Annotated in this window: 7 protein-coding genes; 1 reads left to right on the top strand and 6 read right to left on the bottom strand. The window is 70.5% G+C overall.

Annotated features, from left to right (window positions below; translation table 11 throughout):
• From GT030_RS06070 to GT030_RS06045, 6 genes are all read right to left on the bottom strand, one after another.
• Nucleotides 1-220: hypothetical protein (locus GT030_RS06070; RefSeq protein WP_202459741.1), on the bottom strand; the 220-nt coding region annotated here is incomplete at its 3' end.
• Nucleotides 221-230: 10 nt separating this feature from the next.
• On the bottom strand, nt 231-932 hold the full coding sequence (locus GT030_RS06065) for a DUF5994 family protein (protein WP_161200191.1): 702 nt from the start codon (nt 930-932) through the stop codon (nt 231-233).
• Between the two features lie 94 nt (nt 933-1,026).
• Nucleotides 1,027-2,220 (bottom strand): PP2C family protein-serine/threonine phosphatase, encoded by a 1,194-nt coding sequence (locus GT030_RS06060; RefSeq protein WP_161200190.1) that lies wholly within the window; start codon nt 2,218-2,220, stop codon nt 1,027-1,029.
• Between the two features lie 129 nt (nt 2,221-2,349).
• The gene (locus GT030_RS06055; protein WP_237522227.1) at nt 2,350-2,862 is read right to left on the bottom strand and encodes a DUF5994 family protein; all 513 of its coding nucleotides are present in this window, start codon (nt 2,860-2,862) and stop codon (nt 2,350-2,352) included.
• Nucleotides 2,863-3,022: 160 nt separating this feature from the next.
• Nucleotides 3,023-3,997 carry an STAS domain-containing protein gene (locus GT030_RS06050; protein WP_161200189.1) on the bottom strand — a complete coding sequence of 325 codons (975 nt, stop codon included), beginning with the start codon at nt 3,995-3,997 and terminating at the stop codon, nt 3,023-3,025.
• A 285-nt stretch (nt 3,998-4,282) separates the two neighbouring features.
• Nucleotides 4,283-4,960: a GAP family protein gene (locus GT030_RS06045; protein ID WP_161200188.1), complete on the bottom strand. Its 678-nt coding sequence runs from the start codon at nt 4,958-4,960 to the stop codon at nt 4,283-4,285.
• Nucleotides 4,961-5,444: 484 nt separating this feature from the next.
• Between GT030_RS06045 and GT030_RS06040 the strand changes: the two genes are divergently transcribed.
• Nucleotides 5,445-5,978 (top strand): hypothetical protein (locus GT030_RS06040; protein ID WP_237522226.1); only part of this gene is annotated, 534 nt, incomplete at its 3' end.

The following is a 5,978-nucleotide window of genomic DNA, read 5'->3' as shown; positions in this document are numbered from 1 at the left end:
GTGGTGGGGCGGGGCGGCCGGGTGGCCGGTCGGACGCCCGGATGCCGACCCAGGGTGCGGGGTGCGGCTGGGGCGTCCCACGACCACGGCGACCGGGCCGGGGGGTGCTGTAGCGGTACGCCGCGATCCTGTCGGCGTGCTGGAGTCCGAGCCGGTGGATCACGTATGCCGCCGCGGCGACGAGGACCAGGAAAGCGATGGCCGTCAGGAAGGCGTTCATGGCGGCCACCTCACCTGGCGGTGATCAGCCGACCGGCAGGCGCTGGCGTACCGGTCTGTCCGGTGGCGGCCGCGGACACCGTCGAGGCGCCTCCCTCGTACTCCCATGCCTCGTCCGGGTCCGGGTCCGGTGCCTGGTCGCTGGGGTACTGGGCCGCGTCCGCGGCGATGAGCGCGCTCGCGGTCAGGGGTGGGCCGTCGTGGTCGGACGCGGCTGCCATCAGCCGGGCCGCCGACTCCGCCCCGGTCCCGGGCGGGATGACGAGGAGATCGAAGCGCGCGGTGCCGTAGGAGAGCAGCAGCAGCTTGTGCGGGTCGATCTCCGCCGTGAACCAGCCGGCCTTGACGATGTGCCCGTTCACCGGGATCTTGCGGGGGATGACCGGCCAGTGCTCCGGGTTGACGGCGATACGGGTGATGCGGCCCCACAGGGGGTCCAGCACGTCCGTGAGCGCCGGCAGTTCGCTGAGCAGGTCCCGGGACCGGGGCCACCAGGCTCCGTCCAGCAGGCCGCGGGAGGCGCCGTCGGTCTTCAGGGCGAGGCGCGCGGCCGGGGCTGCGACGGGCTCGGGGTGCGGCAGGGCGGGATACAAGGTCGCCGACATGATGCGGACCCGTCTCCGGGCCCCCTGTGCGGCGGCCCGGCTGTCGTCCTTCACCGGGGACGACCCGGCGTGGAAGCCGGTGTGCGAAATGCCCTCGGTACTGACCACACTACTCCGCGTGCACCGGCGGCGGGGGGCACCGGCCGCACGAATGTGCGGTACCTGCCGCCGCGCGACGGTGACGGACGGCGGGGACGAGAGGTCAGCCGCGCCACTCCACCATGAGCAGCGTCGCGTCGTCGCTGGTCTGTCCGCCGCGCGCCCGCTTGAGCGTGTGGGACAGGGCGCGCGTCACCGCCCGGATGCCGCGGCCGGTCCTCTCCAGTTTGTTCACGCAGTCGATCAGCTGGTCCTCGCCGAACTCCTCCCCGCCGCTCCTGTGCTCCTCGACCACGCCGTCGGTGAAGCAGAGAACTCGGTCCCCGGCCACCAGCCCCAGTTCGCTCACCCGAGGCTCCGAACCGCCCATGCCGACGGGAAGGGTCGTCGGGGCGACCAGACGCTGTGCGACGCGGTGGTCGCGGACGAGGATCGGCGGCGGGTGCCCGGCGTTGACCCACTGCACCCGCCCCGTCGTCGTGTCCAGCTGCAGCATCTGCGCGGTGACGAAGTGGTCGGGACCGAACTGCTCGGCCACCGCGCGGTCCATGAAGTCGTAGATCTCCGACAGTCCGATGCCGGCGCGGCGGGCGTGGCGGTAGGCGCCGATGGCCACGGTGGCCATCGTGGCCGCGTCCAGTCCGTGCCCCATCGCGTCGATCATGACGACGTGGAGGACGTCGCCGTTCAGCGCGTAGTCGAAGCTGTCGCCGCCCACGTCGTAGGCGGGTTCCAGGATCCCGGCCACGGCGACCCGGGGCATGATCATGGCCAGCGGTGGCAGCAGGGACCACTGGATCTCCGCGGCGACGCTCATCCCCTCATCGCGTCGGACGTCGAAGAACAGGTCGGAATAGCCGTGCTTGGTCACCAGAAGGTCGGCCACCAGGCCGGAGACTCTGAGCAGCAGACGGCGGTCGTCGTCATCGACGCTGTCCAGCGTCACCGCCATGACCCCCACCTGGTCACCGCCGTCCAGCAGGGGCAGATGGACCCGGACGCCGTCCTCCTGAGGCACCTCGACAGCGACGGCGTCGAGAAAGCAGCGGCCCGCCTCGGAGTCGTCGATCACCTGGGGTGCCCCGCCGGTGAGTCCCTCACCGGGCAGCGGTACGAGCACCAACTGGCCGTAGTCCTGCAACAGCACCTGCGGACGGCGGCCACCGAGCCGGTCCGCCACGTCGGCGACCAGGGGCCCGATGAGATGGGGCGGGAGTTCGTGCGCGCTGTCGAGGATCTTTCCGAGGAGCGCTTCCCCGAGGCTTTCTGATCGGTCCGGGCGCCGTCCTGCTGTCACCCCCTCACCTTCCGCGGTCACGCTTCGGGCGGGGGCGGGCCGGGACGACAACGGATCTGTCGGTGCCATGGCTCCATCATGCGGTCGTGGAGGGCCGGCCCGCCGGTCGGGCGGAGCCGGCCGGGCTGCTCAGCCGGGTCCGGCTCCTCCTTCCGACTCGCATGTGTCCTGTCCGTCGAGGCCGCTCTCGGCGAGTGCCAGCAGGCGCGGAGCCGACAGCGGGTTCGCGGGGTGGGAAGCAGCGGTCAGCAGCCGGGTGGCCACTCGGGCCGGCTCGTCCGGGGGGATCACCAGCAGTTCCCAGCGCCCCACGGTGCCGCAGTCCACGGTGATGGCATGCGCCTCGGCGGCGGAATCGGTCAGCACCACCTCGATCACGTGGCCGGGTGCCATCACCTCCTGCGGGGCATCGGGCCAAGCGGCCGTCCCCACGGTCACCCGGGTGAGGGTGCCGATACCCGGATCCAGGGAGTCGACCAGTACGGGCAGCTCCAGTTCCAGTGCGTCGCAGCGCGGCCACCATGCGCCGTCCAGCGGGCCGTGGCTGACGTCCGGCGTGAGGCGCAGCCGGGGCAAGGGCATGCGGTAGGAGTGTCCGTCACCTTGCGCCGTACTCTCGGCGGACTGTGTGATGGCGTTCATCGTGCGACCCCGTTCCGGGCCGTGCGGTTTCCGGCTGCCCGTGTCGTGTCACTCGCCGGGAACGGCGCCGCCGTCATCGTGCGCCCGGAAGTTCTCGGTATGTCTCACATTACTCCCGGCCGTGGCAGGCGGTGTGGCGCGCAGCCGTCGCACTGCCGCATCACCGGCGTGCCCAGGGCTGTCCTTCGGCGGACAAGGTCAGCACGCAGGGGGCGACGGTGCCGTGCAGCCCCAGGACCTCCCCCAGGTTCTGCCAGCCCCAGGACGAGAAGGCGGCTTGTCCTGCCTGGTCGGCAGGATGCAGCAGGGTGACCCCGAGGGAGGAGTGCAGGTCTGTGAGCAGACGCTGTTGCAGCCGGCGGGCGATGTCGCGGTGTTGAGCGTGCGGATGGGCCACGACCTGGGTGAGGACGACGAACCGTGCCTGGGAAGTGAGCCGCTGGATGATGTCCTGCAGCGTTCCGCCGCCCGGCCGGCCGTCGGAGCCGTCGGAGCCCACCGGAAAACCGAAGGCGCAACCGACCAGCACCGTCGTCTCGGCGACCAGCAGGGCGAAGCCGGGGCGGTGTGCGGTGACCGCCAAACGGTGCAGGAAGTCTCCGCGGTCGTGGTACGCCTCTGCGACGGTGCCCGCGACGGACTCCGCAGCCAGGTCGGCGATGTCCTCGCGCATGTCTTCTGCCTGCCGGCGGGTCAGCCGGCGAAGGCGGATACCGTCCCTGAGGACCGGCTGGTCCGGCCGGCGAGCGGGGTCCTCGGGCGCCCGCGTCGCGGTACTCAGGAGGTCGCCGGATGCGGTGGGCGGCACGGGACTCACGGGGGCCGTAAGGAGCAGCGAAGTCGATCCGGTGGCATCGAGGAGGCGGGTGATCTGAGCGCACGGATGGTGCAGCCGCAGGCGAGCGTGGACCCGGCCGGCGCGCCGTGCTGCCGACAGGAGGACGTCCAAGCCCCTGGCGTCGCAGGAGCCGACCGTGGCCAGGTCGATGTCGATCTCGGTGACGCCGTCCAGCAGACACTGCTCCACTGCGGCCCGCAGCAGCGGCGTGGTGGCCGGTCCGATGTCGCCGGCAAGCGTGACGAGCGTTCGCTCTCCTCGGTTCCGCCGGTGGATGTCCAGCGGGGACAGGGCCATCACGTCTCTCCTGGGCGGGATTGCGGACCTGCGCGGGCGCTCAGCGCGGCTCCTGCCGTGATCAGCTCGCTGAGTTGCTTCGACCGCGGCGGACATGGTGCCGACCCGTCTCCGCGCCGACCACGGGGGCGGCCCGGACTCACTCGTCTCTCGCCGAGGACGACCCGGCGTGGGGGCCGGAGTGCGTGATGCCCTCGGTACTTCAACCGTACGCCGGCCGCAACCGGGAGCGGCCGCGTCGAAGGACGCGCACCTCGCAGCCGAGGGCCGGCGGGGGTGGGCCGGTCAGGAGGTGAGGACGGAGATGCCGTCTCCGAGCAGTTTCAGGCCGAGGACGAAGAACAGGACGGCCATCACGGCGACATTGTGCTGAGCTGCCCACTCTTTCCAATTGCCGAGCGTGGTCCTGGCTCGCTCTCCCCCGAGGAGAAAAACTGCCAGCGGGGCCAGCAGGCCGAGGGTGGCGATCACGACGAAGATCGCCAGCGACGCGATCTGCTGCCCGACCGGCAGTCCGGCCGAGCCGATCGAGGCGCCCGCGGCGATGGTCAGCGGTGCGTTCTTGGCGTTGAGCGCGGCCAGGGCCAGTCCGAGTCCGAAGATCTTGACCGGCGCGAGGCGGTCGATCGCGCCCATCCACTTCGGCAGCTTCGCTTGCGAGGGATCCCTTGGGCGCCGGTGCCACATCCGGGCGCCGAAGACGACGAGGAACAGACCCAGGGCGAGCTTGAGCGCTCCCACCCAGGTGGCCGGCTGCTTGTGGGCGGAAGCACCTGCCGGAGAGGCGATCGCCAGCATCACCGCACCCAGTGCAGCGAGTCCCAGGATCCAGCCGAGGGTGAAGAGGACACCGTTGAGACGCCCGCGGGGCGTGGCGAGGATGAGGATGATGGCGATGATCGGGAGCGGACTGACCGCGACAGCCGCCGCGAAGCCAAGCACGTCGCCCAGAACTGCGCCCATGGTTGCCTCCGGGTGGCGATCCAGTGGAGGGGGCTTGGCGGAAGCGGCTGATCCGACCGTCTGTGCCGTGCAACGGGTTGTTCCATGACCGGCTGCACCGTTGTCTTCACGGCCGTGCGGAAGTGGGTCCCCCGAAAATGGCGCCGCCCGCCCACCCGGCACGTCCCGCCGCTTCCATCTTCCTGCTGCCGGCCGAATCTGTCCTCGGGAGCATCTCGGGACGCGACGACCCCTGACTGGTCTTCCGCAAGCGCGTTGCTGCCGTCTCCGAACCGGCTCGGCAAGCCGGCATCCGACGCGGCTTCTTCTCTCAGCACGGTGACAGCGACACCGCACGGAACGTAATCGTTCCTGGTGGGGAAGCATCAAGTGAGAAGATGCGAGGCGGCGCGTCTGCGGTGAGCATTGCCATGTGAGGGCGATGGCGCCTCATGCCCAAGCGCTTGGCGACCCTCGCACCGATCCGCGGCAGGAGAGCCTCGCGATGACTACGACAGGTGCGACCCAGCCGACCTACCCTGAGCATCCGGGCCGGACGGATGGGGTCTCCAACGAGTTCACCGTCTTCACCAGGATCAAGCAAGGCGAAACCGAAGCCTTGCGTGAGGACCTCGCCAGGCTGAGCGACGCGGCGAACGACGAGAACGTCCATGCGGCGCTCCGCCAGATCGGCACGCTGCATGACGCACGGCACGTCATCTTCGACAACGACACCAGGTTCATGTTCGCCAGCGTCTTCGACGGCTCCTGGGACACCTACATCGACGACTTCGCCAAGACGGTGGTCGGGGAACGCCTCGACAAGGTCTTCTCGCACAGCGAAGGGTTCCCCGGCGTCAAGGATCCAGGGGCGAAGGACTGGTTCCTGGCCCACCAGGCGCCCGCGAATGTCTTCGTCAGCGCCTACCCCGACCTGACCGTTCAGCAGATCTACAAGGACCAGCGCGTGGACGACGCGTTCCAGGAGGTGCTGGACACCCCCGAGTTCCGGGCGGCGCTGGAGAACCCGGCCAACGCG

The sequence above is a fragment of the Streptomyces sp. SID1328 genome, from assembly GCF_009865595.1.
Taxonomy (GTDB): Bacteria; Actinomycetota; Actinomycetes; order Streptomycetales; family Streptomycetaceae; genus Streptomyces; species Streptomyces griseoluteus.
Note: the sequence above shows the minus strand (reverse complement) of the source record. Positions and strands in the feature narration are given on the sequence as shown.

Excerpts from the sequence above, each read along its gene's own strand:
- GT030_RS06055 (WP_237522227.1), bottom strand. The coding sequence starts at position 2,862 with ATGAACGCCATCACACAGTCCGCCGAGAGTACGGCGCAAGGTGACGGA.
- GT030_RS06050 (WP_161200189.1), bottom strand. The coding sequence starts at position 3,997 with ATGGCCCTGTCCCCGCTGGACATCCACCGGCGGAACCGAGGAGAGCGA.
- GT030_RS06045 (WP_161200188.1), bottom strand. The coding sequence starts at position 4,960 with ATGGGCGCAGTTCTGGGCGACGTGCTTGGCTTCGCGGCGGCTGTCGCG.